We start from the raw sequence: 14,610 nt of genomic DNA on the forward strand, positions 1-14,610 counted from the left end.
TTCTCCCACGGTGCCCGGGGTCAGGAGACGCCCAGATCGTTGTCGATGAAGCCGAAGAGCTCCTCGTCGGAGGCGCCGTCGAGACCGTTCGCCGCCCCGTTCCCGGTGCCGTTCTCGCTCAGCTTCGCGATGAGGGTCTGAAGGCGGACCACGACCTGGCGGCGCGTGTCGCCGTCGTGGTCCGCGGCCGCCATCTCCCGGGCGAGCTCGTCCAGGACGTCGAGCCGGGAGCGCGGCGCGGCGTCCGTCTCGACCAGGGTCGCCAGGAGCAGCTCGGTGATCGCGGCCGGTGTCGGATGGTCGAACACCACGGTCGCCGGCAACGGCGTCCCGGTCTTCCTCGTCAGCCGGTTGCGCAGCTCGACGGCGGTGACCGAGTCGAACCCGACCTCCTGGAACGGCCGGTCGGGCTCGACGTCGTCGGGGCCCGCGTACCCGAGCACCGCGGCGATCTCGGTGCCGACCAGCACGGAGACCAGGCGGCGCCGCTCGGGCGCGGTCAGCTCCGCGAGCCGCCGCCGCAGGCCGGTCGTGGCGCCCTCGTCCGCGGCCGCCCCGGCGAGCGCGTCCCGCGCCTCCGGGATCTCGCCGATCAGCGGGCTCGGGCGGCCGAGCGCGAACGGCGGCGCGAACCGCTCCCAGTCGAGGTCGGCGATCGTCAGCAGCGTCTCGCCGTGCCCGACGGCCTGCGCCAGGGCCCGCACCGCCGTGTCGGGGTCCATCGCCCGGACGCCGCGCCGGGTGAGCGCCTCCTCCCCGGCGCCCGCGGTCAGGCCGCCGCCGCCCCAGTTCCCCCACGCCACCGAGGTGGCGGGCAGGCCGGCCGCCCGGCGGACCTGGGCGAGCCCGTCCAGATAGGCGTTGCCCGCCGCGTAGGCCGCGTTGCCCGCGCTGCCCCAGGACGCCGATCCCGAGGAGAACAGGACGAACGCGTCCAGGTCGAGACCGGCCGTGAGCTCGTGCAGGTTCCGCGCGCCCGCGGCCTTCCCGGTCAGGGTCCGCGCGAACTCCGGGACCGTGGTCTCGGCGAGCATCCCCACCTCGGCGATCCCGGCCGCGTGGACGACGGCGGTGAGCGGCCGGTCCGCGGGCAGCCCGGCCAGCAGGGCGGCCACCGCCGCCCGGTCGGCGGCGTCGCAGGCGGCGACCGTCACCCCGGCGCCGGACTCGCGCAACTCGGCGGCCAGGGCGGCGGCGCCGGGGGCGTCCGGGCCCCGGCGTCCGGTGAGGACCAGATGCTCCGCGCCGTTGGCCGCCGCCCAGCGGGCGACGCGGGCGCCCAGCGCACCGGTGCCGCCGGTGATCAGCACGGTGCCGCGCGGCCGCCACGGCGCCTTCTCCGCCCCGGCCTGCGGGGCGCGGACGAGCCGCCGCCCGAACGCCCCGGCCGCGCGCACCGCGACCTGGTCCTCCCCGGACCCGGACGCCAGCACGCCGCGCAGCAGGGCGACGGCCCGCTCGTCGACGGTCGCGGGCAGGTCGACGAGGCCGCCCCAGCGCCGCGCGTACTCGAGCGCGGCGACGCGGCCGGTCCCCCAGGTCATGGCCTGCTCCGCACCGAGCACCGGGTCGGCGGCGCCGAGGGACACCGCGCCGCGGGTCGCCCACCACAGCGGCGCGTCGACCCCGGCGTCCGTCATCGCCCGCAGGGCGAGCAGGTTGTGAACGAAGCCGGACGGCATCGCCGCGTGCACGGGATGGGCGCGCTCGTCGAGCGCCAGCAGCGACAGCACACCGGCGACCCCGTCGAGGGCACGGAACCATTCGGCCAGCTCGGCGCCGTCGCCGCCGTCCGGGACGACGAGCACCTCCGCGGACTCGCCGAAGCCGTCCGCCACGGCCGTGGCGGCCTCGCGGGCGGGCCCGGCGGCGGAATCCGGCAGGAGCAGCAGCCACTTTCCGGCCGGCGACCCCTCGGCCGGGACGGTGAGCGGGTGCCAGGACTCGCGGTAGCGCCAGGAGTCGATGACGGACCGGGATCGCCGGCCGCGGTGCCAGGTCCGCAGCGACCGGACCATGTCCCGCAGGGGTTCGGCCTCGACCGCGAGCGAGTCCGCCAGCGTTTGGACGTCCTCCTGCTCCACCAGCTTCCAGAACTCGCCGTCCACCGTGGACTCGGCCGGCGCTGGGCGCGGCGTGAGCCAGTAGCGCCGGTGCTGGAAGGCGTAGGTGGGCAGGTCGATCGGCTGGCCAGGTGTGATGGGCCAGGTCACGGGGAGCCCGGCCGTCCAGGCTTCGCCCAGGGAGCGCAGCAGGCGGGCGGCGCCGCCGTCGTCGCGCCTGAGCGTGCCCACGACACTCGCGGTGACCTCGGCGTTCTCGCATGCCGCCTCGATCCCCGGCGTCAGCACCGGATGACTACTGATTTCGACGAAGCACCGGAACCCCTCTGCCACGAGGTTGCGGATCGCGTCGTGGAAACGGACCTTCTCGCGCAGGTTCCGCACCCAGTAGTCCCCGTCGGGGGCCACCCCATCGGACCCGATCCAGCCCGCGGTCACCGACGACATCATCGCGATCCGCTGCGTCCCCACCGGAACCTCCGCCAGTTCCGCTCGCAGAGCATCGGCGACCCCGTCCACCTGAGACGAATGCGAGGCGTAATCCACCTCGATCAACCGGGCCCGCACACCCTGGTCTGAACACGAGGCGACGAACCGCTCCAGTTCTCCGCCATCACCCGCGACCACGACGGCGTCCGGGCCGTTGACCGCCGCGATCGACAGCCCCGGCCACTCCGCGAGCGACTCGGCCGCCTCCGCCTCGGAAAGGCCGATGGACGCCATGCCGCCCTGGCCCGACAGCACCGTCAACGCACGCGATCGGGCAACAACAACGGTCGCGGCGTCCTCCAGCGACAGCGCACCCGCCACGACCGCGGCCGCGATCTCACCTTGCGAATGCCCGACCACCGCGTCCGGCGTGACGCCGCATGACTCCCACACCGCCGCCAGCGACACCATCACCGCGAACACCACCGGCTGCACCACATCCACCCGCCGCAGCGCCTCCCCGTCGTCCAGGACCTCCAGCAGCGACCACCCCGTCAGCGGATCCAGCACCGCCGCGCACTCACCCATCCGCGCCGCGAACACCGGCGAACACCCCAGCAGGTCACGCCCCATCCCCACCCACTGCGTCCCCTGCCCCGGGAACACGAACGCCGTCTTCCCCGAGCCACCCGCAACGCCGGAGACCAGCGCCTCGCCAGGCTCACCGGTGGCGATCCGGGCCAGCGCATCCAGCAACCCCGCACGATCACCGGCAACCGCGACCGCGCGATGCTCCAACCCCGCACGCGCCGACGCCAGCGACCACGCCACATCCCCCAGACCCGCCCCAGGATCGGCCGTCAGGAACTCACGCAACCGCGCCGCCTGCGCCCGCAACGCCCCGTCCGACTTGCCCGACACCACGAACGGCCACACCGACGGCGACTCGGACGGAGCCGGGCTCTCGTCCGGCTCAAGGGCCTGCTCGATGATCACGTGGGCATTGGTCCCGCTGATCCCGAACGAGGAGACGCCCGAACGCCAGGGCCGGTCGAGCTCGGGCAGCGGGCGCGCTTCGGTGACCAGCTCGACGCTCCCGGCCGTCCACTCCACATGCGGCGACGGCTCGTCGACATGCAGCGTCGCGGGGACGACACCGTGCCGCAGGGCCATCACCATCTTGATCACACCGGCCACGCCTGATGCCGCCTGAGCATGACCGATGTTCGACTTCACCGACCCCAGCAGCAGCGGACGCTCCCGGTCCTGGCCGTAGGTCGCCAAGACCGCCTGCGCCTCGATCGGATCACCCAGCACCGTCCCGGTACCGTGCGCCTCCACCACGTCCACATCACCGGCCGACAAGCCCGCACTCGCCAGCGCCGACCGGATCACCCGCTGCTGAGCCTGACCATTCGGCGCCGTCAACCCATTGGACGCACCATCCTGATTCACCGCCGAACCACGCACGATCCCCAAGATCCGCCGACCGTTGCGCTCGGCGTCCGACAACCGCTCCAGCAGCACCAGCCCGACGCCCTCGCCGAAGCCCATCCCGTCGGCGGCCGCCGCGAACGACTTGCAGCGGCCGTCGGACGCCAGCCCGCCCTGCCGGGAGAAGCCGACGAACCCGGCGGGCGAGGCCATCACCATCACGCCGCCCGCCAGCGCCAGATCGCACTCCCCCGACCGCAGGGACTGCGCCGCCAGATGCAACCCGACCAGCGACGATGAACACGCCGTGTCCACCGTGACCGCAGGTCCTTCCAACCCGAACACGTAGGAGACGCGGCCGGACAGCACGCTGGGGAGGTTGCCGGTCATCATGTGCGCTTCGAGCTCGGCGGCGATCTCGCCTCCGCCGCCGCCCTGCGGCGCGGGGTTGGCGCCGATGAAGGTGCCGGTCTGGGAGCCCTTCAGCGACAGCGGGTCGATGCCCGCCCGCTCGAACGTCTCCCACGAGATCTCCAGCAGCAGCCGCTGCTGCGGATCCATGGCGAGCGCCTCACGCGGCGAGATCCCGAACAGCCCGGCGTCGAAGTCCCCGGCGTCGTGCAGGAACCCGGCGTGCCGGACGTGGGAGGTGCCGGGGTGCTCCGGGTCGGGGTGGAAGAGGTCGTCCAGGTTCCAGCCGCGGTCCGGCGGGAACCCGCTGATCGCGTCCCGGCCCGCCGAGACGGCCTCCCACATCCGTTCCGGTGAGGTGATCCCGCCGGGGTAGCGGCAGGCCATGGCGACGATCGCGACCGGCTCGTCGGTGACCGCGGCGGGGCGGGCCCGGTCCGGTTCCGCCGCCTCCGGCCGCAGCACCTCGCCGAGCAGGTGGCGGGCCAGGTCCTCCGCCGAGGAGTGGTCATAGATCACGGTGACGGGCAGCCTGAGGCCGGTGACCTCGTTGAGCCGGTTGCGCAGCTCCACCGCCGACAGCGAGGTGAAGCCGATGTCCTGGAACGCGCGGCGCCGATCGACCTCGTCGCCGCCGGAGTAGCCGAGCACCGCGGCGACGTGCGTCCTGACCAGGTCGAGCACCATCCGCTCCCGGGCCTCCGGCGGCACCGCGGCCAGCCTCCGGTGCAGCGCCGACGCGGCGGCCGGGCGCTCCGCCCCGGCGCGCAGGACGCGCTGCGCGGCGGGCACCGTGGACAGCAGCCGGCTCGGCCGCGCCATGGTGAACAGCGGGACGAAGTTCTCCCACTTCACGTCGGCGATCAGCGGGGTCGTCTCGGCGCGGTCCAGCGCGCGGTGCAGCGCGGCCAGCGCGACGTCGGGGTCCATCGGGGGCAGGCCGTGCCTTGTCTGCCGCTCGCCGACGACCAGTCCTTCCACGATCATCGCGCCGTCCCACATGCCCGGCGTGCTCCACACGCCCCAGGCGACCGACAGGGCGGGCAGGCCGCGGGCGCGGCGGTGCTGCGCGAGCGCGTCGAGGTGGGCGTTGGCCGCGCCGTAGGCGGCGTGCTGCCCGCTGCCCCAGGCGCCGGCCACCGAGGAGAACAGGACGAACGCGTCCAGCTCCAGGTCGGCGGTCAGCTCGTCCAGGTGCACCGCACCCGCGACCTTGGCGCTCATCATCCGCTCGAACTCGGCCGGGGTGGTCGCGGCCAGCGAGTCGATCTCCAGGGCGGCGGCCGCGTGCACGACCGTCCGCAGCGGATGGTCGGCGGTCTGCGCCGCGATGACCTCGGCGAGCGCGGCGCGGTCGGTGACGTCGCAGGCGACCACGGCGCAGGTGGCGCCGAGTTCGCGCAGCCGGTCCCGGAGTTCGGCGGCGCCGTCGGCCTGCGGGCCGCGGCGGCTGGTGAGCACGACATGCTCGGCGCCGCGCAGCACCAGCCAGGTCGCCAGCAGCGTGCCGAGGGCCCCGGTGCCGCCCGTGACCAGCGCGGTGCCGCTGGTCCGCCAGGCCGGCGCGGCCGGGGCCGCGCCGAGACCGGCGGGCACGAGGCGGCGGCCGTGGACGCCGGTTTCGCGGATGGCCGCCTGGTCCTCGTCGTGGGCGCCCGCGAGGAGCCCGGCGAGCAGGTCGGCGGCCCGCTCGTCCACCCGCGCGGGCAGATCGGCCAGGCCGCCCCAGCGCTCCGGGTGCTCCAGCGCGACGACACGGCCGAGGCCCCAGACCTGGGCCTGGGCGGGGTGCGCCACCGGGTCGCCGGGACCCGTCCGCATCGCGCCGCGCGTCACACACCACAGCGGGGCACCGACACCGGCGTCGCCGAGCGCCTGGATCAGCAGCAGGGTGCCCGTCACGCCGGGCGCCGCCGGTACCGGCCCGTCATCGGCGCGCCATGCCTGGAGCGACACCACCCCCCGGACCGCCTCGCCCAGCTCGGTGAGGCGGGCGGCCAGGGCGGCGCGGTCCAGCCCCGCGGCGTCGAGTTCGGCGACCCGCGCGCCGGCGCGCGCCAGCGCGTCGATCACGGTTTCCTCCGCCTGGGCGTCCGCGCCGGCCTCGTGCCGGACGACCAGCCAGGTCCCGGACAGCCGGCCGGAGCCCGAACCGGTGCCCAGGGGGTGCCACTCCACGGCGTACCGCCAGGCGTCGGCTTCGGATTCGGCGGCCAGCCGGCCCCGCCAGGCGGCGAGTCCCGGCAGCAGGTCCTGAACTACGGACGGGTCGGCGCCAAGCCCGGCCGCGAGCGCGTCCACGTCGGCGTCCTCGACTGCCGACCAGAACGTCTCGTCCAGGCCACCGCCGTCCCCTGCCCGCTGCGGCGAGGTGTCCTTCAGCCAGTAGGGGGTGCGCTGGAAGGCGTAGGTGGGCAGGTCGATCGGCTGGCCGGGGGTGATGGGCCAGGTCACGGGCAGCCCGGCCGTCCAGGCTTCGCCCAGGGAACGCAGCAGGCGCGCGGCGCCGCCGTCGTCCCGCCGGAGCGTGCCCACGACACTCGCGGTGACCTCGGCGTTCTCGCATGCCGCCTCGATCCCCGGCGTCAGCACCGGATGACTACTGACCTCGACGAAGCACCGGAACCCCTCTGCCACGAGGTTGCGGACCGCGTCGTGGAAACGGACCTTCTCGCGCAGGTTCCGCACCCAGTAGTCCCCGTCGGGGACCGCGCCATCAGACCCGGCCCACCCAGCGGTCACCGACGACATCATCGCGACCCGCTGCGCGCCCGCCGACACCCCCGCCAACTCTGCCCGGAGACCATCGGCGACCCCGTCCACCTGAGAGGAATGCGAGGCGTAATCCACCTCGATCAACCGCGCCCGCACACCCCGGTCTCCGCACGAGCCGACGAACCGCTCCAGCTCCTCCCGCCCACCGGACACCACCACCGCGTCCGGGCCGTTGACCGCGGCCACCGACAGCCCCGGCCACTCCGCCAAGGCTTCAGCCGCCGAGTCCTCGGAAAGCCCGACCGACGCCATGCCGCCCTGGCCCGACAACACCGTCAACGCACGCGACCTGGCAACGACCACCGACGCGGCATCCTCCAGCGACAGCGCACCCGCCACGACCGCAGCTGCGATCTCACCCTGCGAATGCCCGACCACCGCGTCAGGTCGGACGCCGCACGACTCCCACACCGCCGCCAGCGACACCATCACCGCGAACACCACCGGCTGCACCACATCCACCCGCCGCAGCGCCTCGCCGTCGGCCAGGACGTCCAGCAGCGACCACCCCGTCAGCGGATCCAGCACCGCCGCGCACTCACCCATCCGCGCCGCGAACACCGGCGAACACCCCAGCAGGTCACGCCCCATCCCCACCCACTGCGTCCCCTGCCCCGGGAACACGAACGCCGTCTTCCCCGAGCCACCCGCAACGCCGGAGACCAGCGCCTCGCCAGGCTCACCGGTGGCGATCCGGGCCAGCGCATCCAGCAACCCCGCACGATCACCGGCAACCGCGACCGCGCGATGCTCCAACCCCGCACGCGCCGACGCCAGCGACCACGCCACATCCCCCAGGCTCACGCCATGGTCGGCCGCCAGGAACTCACGCAACCGCGCCGCCTGCGCCCGCAACGCCCCGTCCGACTGCCCCGACACCGCGAACGGCCACACCGACGACGACGACACGGACGGGACGCCGCCGTCCGGCTCGAGGGCCTGCTCGATGATCACGTGGGCGTTGGTCCCGCCGACGCCGAACGAGGAGACCGCGCCCCGCGAGGGCCGGTCGAGCTCGGGCAGCGGGCGCGCCTCGGTGACCAGCTCGACGCTCCCCGCCGACCAGTCCACATGCGGCGACGGCTCGTCCACATGCAGCGTCGCCGGGACGACACCGTGCCGCAGCGCCAGCACCATCTTGATCACGCCCGCGACACCCGACGCCGCCTGCGCGTGACCGATGTTCGACTTGATCGACCCCAGCAGCAGCGGCCGGTCGCGGTCCTGGCCGTAGGTCGCCAGCACCGCCTCGGCCTCGATCGGGTCGCCGAGAGTCGTCCCAGTCCCGTGCGCCTCCACCACATCGACCTCGGACGCCGACAGGCCCGCACTCGCCAGCGCGGACCGGATCACCCGCCGCTGGGAACGCCCGCTCGGCGCCGTCAATCCGTTGGACGCACCGTCCTGGTTCACCGCCGAACCCCGCACCACCGCCAGCACCCGCCGCCCATGACGCCGCGCGTCCGACAACCGCTCCAGCAGCACCAGCCCGACGGCCTCCGCCAGGCCGGTGCCGTCGGCGGCTCCCGCGAACGACTTGCAGCGGCCGTCGGGGGCCAGCCCGCCCTGCCGGGAGAACTCCGTGAACGTCCCCGGCGTCGCCATGACCGTGACGCCGCCCGCCAGCGCCAGATCGCACTCCCCCGACCGCAGCGACTGCGCCGCCAGATGCAGCCCGACCAGCGACGACGAGCACGCCGTGTCCACCGTCACGGCGGGGCCGACCAGCCCGAAGGTGTAGGAGATCCGGCCGGAGACGACGCCGCCGGCGGTGCCGGTGCTCAGGAACCCGGCGACCCCGTCGGGCACCTCCCGCAGCCCCGCCCCGTAGTCGTGGTACATGACGCCGGCGAAGACGCCGGTCGCGCTGCCGCGCAGCGTGCGCGGGTCGATGCCCGCCCGCTCGAACGTCTCCCACGAGGTCTCCAGCAGCAGCCGCTGCTGCGGATCCATGGCGAGCGCCTCACGCGGCGAGATCCCGAACAGCCCGGCGTCGAAGCCGGCGGCGTCGTAGAGGAAGCCGCCGCGGAGCCCGCGGCCCTCGGCCGCGCCTCCGGCGGCCTCCCAGCCGCGGTCGCGGGGCGCGTCCGCCACCGTGTCGCGGCCGTCGAGCAGCAGCCGCCACAGCGCTTCGGGAGAGTCTGCGCCGCCGGGGAAGCGCCCGCTCATCGCCACGATGGCGATCGGCTCGTCCGCCGGGGCCGCCCGCTCGACGGTCTCGGCCGCCGCCCCGCCCTCGGCCAGGCCCAGCAGGTGTTCGGCGAGGTCGGCCGGGGTCGGGTGGTCGAAGACGAGCGTGGCGGGCAGGCGCAGGCCGGTGACGGCGCCGAGGCGGTTGCGCAGTTCCACGGCGGTCAGCGACGTGACGCCCAGGTCGGAGAACGCGGTGCCGGGGCGGATGGCGTCCGCGCCGGCGTGCCCGAGGACGGCCGCCGCCTCGGCGAGCACGACGTCCAGCACCAGCCGCGGCCGCTCCTCGGCGCCCGCCCGGCCGAGCCGGTCCGCGAGCGCCGTGCCGCCGGGGGCCCGGCGGCGGGGGACGGCGCGGACCAGCCCGCGCAGCATCGGCTCGACCGCCTCCTCCCCGGCCCGGGCGCGCACCGCGGCCAGGTCGAGCCGCAGCGGCACCAGCACGGCCTCGTCGCGCGCGCAGGCCGCGTCCAGCAGCGCCAGCCCCTCCGGCTCGGTGAATCCGGCCACGCCCGACGCGCTGATGCGCCGGACGTCGGCCGCGGTCAGCCCGGCGGTGAGGCCGTCGTCCTCGCGCGCCCACCGGCCCCAGGCGAGGGACTGCGCGGGCAGGCCGGCGGCGCGGCGGTGCCGGGCGAGGGCGTCCAGGAAGGTGCTCGACGCCGCGTACGCGGCCTGGCCGGGGGCGCCGAGCACGCCGACGGCCGAGGAGAACAGGACGAACGCGGACAGGTCGAGGTCCCGGGTGAGCTCGTGCAGCAGCCAGGCGCCGTCGACCTTGGGGCGCAGGACCGTCTCCAGCCGGCCGGGGGTCAGCCCGGTGACGACGCCGTCGTCGAGCACCACGGCGGCGTGCACGACGGCGGTCAGCGGATGCTCGGCCGGGATGCCCGCCAGCAGGTCGCGCAGCGCGGCGCGGTCGGCGACGTCGCACGCGGCCAGCCGGACGTCGGCGCCCCGCTCGGCGAGTTCGGCGCGCAGCGCGGCCGCCTCGGGGGTCGCGCCGCCGCGGCCCGCCAGCACCAGCCGCCGGACGCCGTGCGCCGCGACGAGATGCCGGGCGAGCCCGAGGCCGAGCGCGCCGGTGCCGCCGGTGATCAGCACGGTGCCGTCCGGTCCCCAAGGCGCGCGGCCGGCGGCGGCCGGCGCGGCGCCACGGGTCAGCCGCGGCGCGCGGACCGCGCCGTCGCGGACGGCGAACTGCGGTTCGCCCGTGCCCACGGCGGCGGGCAGCAGGTCCCACGCCTCGGGCGTCCCGTCGACGTCGGCCAGCAGAAACCGGCCGGGATGTTCGGACTGGGCGGAGCGGACCAGGCCCCAGACCGCCGCTCCGGCGAGGTCGGGGGCCGGTTCGCGTGTCGCGTCCCGGGTGACCAGCACCAGCCGCGCGTCGCCGAACCGCTCGCCCGCCACCCACTCCTGGATCAGCTCCAGCGCCGCCGTGGTCGCCGCGCGCACGGCCGCCGGCACGTCGCCCGCCTCAGCGCCCGCCTCGGTGCCGACCGGCGCCAGCACCACGTCCGGTGCCCCGGCCCCGGCGCCGATCGCTTCGGCGAGCGCGGCCAGATCGGGGACGTCCGTGCCGAGGACCGTGACCGACGGCGCGCGGCCGCCCGGCTCGACGGTGACCCAGTCCGGCCGCAGCAGGTCCCTGTCCAGGGCCCGGCCGGGCTCTCCCCCGGTGAGTTCGCGCAGCACCACGGCGTCCGCGGTGAGCACCGGCCGCCCGTCCTCGTCGGAGGCGTGCAGCGCGACGCCGCCGGACCCCGCGGGGGACAGCCGGATCCGCAGCGCCGCGGCGCCGGGACGATGGCACGCCACGCCCCGCACGGCGAACGGCAGGAGCGGCCGCCCGCTCCCCGCCACGAACCGGCCGAACGCGACCGCGTGCAACGCGGCGTCCAGGAGGGCGGGGTGCACTCCGAACCGCTCCGCGCCGGTGGTCTCCTCGCCCAGCCGCACCTCGGCGTAGACCTCGTCGCCGCGGCGCCACACCGCTTCCAGGCCCTGGAACGCGGGCCCGTACCGCATGTCCATCGAGGCGAGCGCCGCGTACAGCCCGTCGACCTCGTCCTCCGCGACCGGTTCCGCGCCGCGCGGCGGCCACTCGGTGAGCCCCGCGGGCTCCGGCGCCGCGTCCGGCACCAGCACGGCCCGCGCGTGCCGCGTCCAGTCCGCGCCGTCGTCGCCGTCCGGCCGGGAGTGGACCTCCAGGATCCGCTGCCCGTCGGCGTCCGGTTCGCCGACGGCGAGCTGGATCTGGACGCCGCCGCGCTCGGGCAGCGGCAGCGGCGCGTCGAGGGTGATCTCGGCGACGCCGGCGCACCCGGCCTGACCGGCGGCGCGCAGCGCGAGCTCGACGAAGGCGGTCCCGGGCAGCAGCGGCGCGTCACCGAGGGCGTGGTCGGCCAGCCATGGCTGGCTCCGCGGCGACAGCCTGCCGACGATCACCAGGGCGTCGCGTCCGGCCAGCGACACCGCCGCGCTCAGCAGCGGATGGTCGACCGGGGTCAGGCCGAGCCCGGCCGGGTCGGCGGCGCGGCCGGCGGCGGGCTCCAGCCAGTAGCGGCGGTGCTGGAAAGCGTAGGTCGGCAGCTTCACCACCCGCGCGCCGCCGTCGGCGAACGCGGGGGCCCAGTCGACGGGGACGCCCGCGGCGTGCACGGTGCCCAGGGACGTGTAGAGGCGGCGCAGGCCGCCGTCGTCGCGGTGCAGCGTCGGCGCGACCGTGATCTCCCGCCCGGCGTCCGACGCGGTCTCCTCGACCGCCATCGTCAGCACGGGATGCGGGCTCACCTCGATGAACACGCGGTGCCCGTCGGAGAACGCGCGGCGCAGGGTCGCCTCGAAGTCCACCGTCTCGCGGGCGTTGCGATACCAGTACCCGGCGTCCAGCGACGCGGTGTCGAGCGGCCCGCCGGCCGTCGGCGAGTAGTAGGTGATCCCGGTCGGCTCGGGCCGGATTCCGGCCAGCCCGGCCACCAGCGGCTCCCGCACGTCCTCCACGAACGGCGAATGGCCGGGGATGGACGCGGCGACCGTCTTGGCGCGCACGCCCTCCGCCGTGTACTCCGCGACCAGCCCGGCGACCGCGTCGTGCGAACCGGCCACCGTCACCGAGGCGGGCCCGTTCACCGCCGCGATCGTCAGCGAGCCGTCCCCGCCCTCGATGCGGGCGGCGACCTCGCCGGCGGGACGCGCGATCACCGCCAGCGTGCCCCGCCCGGAGAGCTCGGTGGCGAACAGCCGGGACCTCAGCACGACGATCCGCGCGGCGTCGGCCAGTGGCAGCGCGCCGGTGACGGCCGCCGCGGCGATCTCGCCCTGCGAGTGCCCGATCACCGCGGCGGGCTCGACGCCGAACGACCGCCACACCGCGGCCAGCGACACCATGATCGCGAACAGCGCGGGCTGCACGACGTCGATCCGGTCCAGCGACGGCGCGCCGTCGGCGCCGCGCAGCACCTCGGCCAGCGACCAGTCCACGAGCGGGTCGATCGCCGCCGCGCACTCCTCGATCCGGGCGGCGAACACCGGCGAGGACTCCAGCATCTCGGCGGCCATGCCCGCCCACTGCGAGCCCTGGCCGGGGAAGACGAACACCGCTCCGGCCGCCGCGGCGTCGCTCCAGCTCCGCACGGTATTGGCCGGGCTCTCCCCCGCGGCCATCCGGTCCAGGGTGTCCGCCAGATCGTCCCGATCGCGCGCCACCACCACGGCGCGGTAGTCCAGCGCGGACCTCGTCGTGGCCAGCGACAGCGCCACGTCCTCCGGCTCCGGGCGCTCGGCCCGCAGATGCGCGGCCAGCCGCTCCGCCTGCCCGCGCAGCGCCTCGGGGGTCTTCGCGGAGATCGGGAACGGAACCGCCGCGGGCACCGGCCGCGGCCCGGTCCCGGCCGGTTCGGCGGGCGGCGCCTCCTCCAGGATCAGGTGCGCGTTGGTGCCGCTCACGCCGAAGCCCGAGACGGCCGCGCGGCGCGGCCGGCCGGGCTCCGCCGGCCACGGCCGCTCCTCGGTCAGCAGCCTGACCTCGCCCGCCGACCAGTCGACGTGCGGGGTCGGCCGCGTCACGTGCAGGGTCCGGGGCAGCATCCCGTGCCGCAGCGCCTGCACCATCTTGATCACGCCGGCCGCGCCGGCCGCGGCCTGGGCGTGCCCGATGTTGGACTTGACCGATCCCAGCCACAGCGGCCGGCCCTGCGGCCGCCCCTGCCCGTAGGCGGCCAGCACCGCCTCGCCCTCGACGCCGTCGCCGAGCGTGGTCCCGGTGCCGTGCGCCTCCAGGGCGTCGATGTCGGCGGGCGAGAGCCCGGCATCGGCGAGCGCCCGCCGGATCAGTGCGCGCTGCGCGGAACCGCTCGGCGCGGACAGCCCGTTGGACGCGCCGTCCTGGTTCAGCGCCGAGCCGCGGATCACCGCCAGCACCTCGTGCCCGTTGCGCAGCGCGTCCGGCAGCCGCTCCAGCAGCAGCATGCCGACGCCCTCGGCGAACCCGGTGCCGTCGGCGGACGCGTCGAACGCCTTGCACCGGCCGTCCGCGGCGAGGCCGCCCAGCCGGGACGTCTCGATGAAGCTGCCGGGCGTGACGATCACCGACACGCCACCGCCGAGCGCCAGGTCGCACTCGCCGCCGCGCAGCGCCCGCACCGCCAGGTGCAGCGCGGTGAGCGAGGAGGAGCAGGCGGTGTCGACGGTGACCGCCGGGCCCTCCAGCCCCAGCGCGTAGGAGACGCGGCCGGCGAGCACGCTGATCGCGGACCCGGTGAGCACCTGGCCCTCGACCTCGTCGCCCGCGGCGGCCAGCACCGAGACGTGGTCGCTGGCCGCGCCGCCGACGAACACTCCGGTGCCGCCGCCCGCCAGCGACCCCGGCGCGATCGCGGCGTGCTCGATCGCCTCCCAGGCCGCTTCGAGCACGAGCCGCTGCTGCGGGTCGATGGTCAGCGCCTCGCGCGGGCTGATCCCGAAGAACCCGGCGTCGAACGCGCCGGGATCGTCCAGGAACCCGCCCTCCCGGGTGACGCTGCGGCCCGGCACGAGCGGGTCGGCGTCGTGCAGCCGGTCGAGATCCCAGCCGCGGTCGGCCGGGAACCCGCCGACGGCGTCGACGCCGCCGGCGACGAGCCGCCACAGGTCGTCGGCGGACGCGACGCCGCCGGGGAAGCGGCAGGCCATCCCGATGACCGCGATCGGCTCGGCCGCCGCGGCCGCCATCCGCTTGTGCTCGGCGCGGAGCCGCCGGTTCTCCAGCAGCGACCGGCGCAGCGCCTCGACGACGTTCTCGGCAGGTGTGTCCACAGCTCTCACT

Annotated in this window: 1 protein-coding gene; it reads right to left on the reverse strand. The window is 75.9% G+C overall.

The window, feature by feature from the left end:
• Window positions 1–20: 20 nt before the first annotated feature.
• On the reverse strand, window positions 21–14,600 hold the full coding sequence (locus ACZ466_RS00660; RefSeq protein WP_464042632.1) for a type I polyketide synthase: 14,580 nt from the start codon (window positions 14,598–14,600) through the stop codon (window positions 21–23).
• Window positions 14,601–14,610 lie beyond the last annotated feature (10 nt).

The sequence above is a fragment of the Actinomadura rugatobispora genome, assembly GCF_055379765.1.